Annotated in this window: 1 pseudogene; it reads left to right on the top strand. The window is 61.3% G+C overall.

Going from position 1 to position 679, the window contains the following annotated elements:
- Positions 1-34: 34 nt before the first annotated feature.
- A pseudogene (locus ACW9UQ_RS18690) lies at positions 35-679 on the top strand (IS630 family transposase); the annotation flags it as partial.

Below are 679 nucleotides of genomic sequence, written 5' to 3'. Positions count from 1 at the left end.
GGATTTTGTGATTCACTATATTTGGAGGTGGAACATGGGCAAATCGCTATCACTGGATATTCGGGAGCGTGTCGTCGCTCTGGTTGATGAGGGGCTCTCCTGCCATGAGGCGGCGCGTAGGCTCAGGATTTCGGCGGCGAGCGCGGTTCGGATCATGCAGCGCAAGAGGCGAACGGGTGGTGTGAAAACCGCGCCTCAGGGCCGCCCTCGGCGCAGCAAGCTCGACAGGGTATCAAACTGGCTCAAGTTGCGGGTGGACGCCGAACCAGACATTACGATGCCTGAACTGGCTGAAGCGCTGAAGCAGGAACACGATCTCGCCGCCACACCGGCGATGTTGTCGCGTCATCTGATCCATCGCCTCGGGTACACATATAAAAAAATCCCTGATCGCGACGGAGCGGCTGCGCAAGCGCGTCCGTGCCGCCAGATACGAGTGGCAGCACCGCCGGATGCCGAGGATGCGCCTTGAGCCGCACCGGCTGGTCTTTATTGATGAAACAGCTGTCACGACCAAGATGACACGGCTTCGGGGCCGATCCGCCCGAGGGATCCGGCTCGAAGCAGACGCGCCCTTTGGCCATTGGCGCACGCAAACCTTCATCGCAGGCCTGCGGATCGACGAACTCAGCGCGCCCTGGGTGCTGGATGGCCCGATGAACCGTGCCGCGTTCGACCT

It is taken from the genome of Halovulum sp. GXIMD14793, from assembly GCF_054457435.1.
The sequence above is the reverse complement of the archived record's forward strand: the minus strand, read 5'-3'. Positions and strand labels throughout refer to the sequence as shown.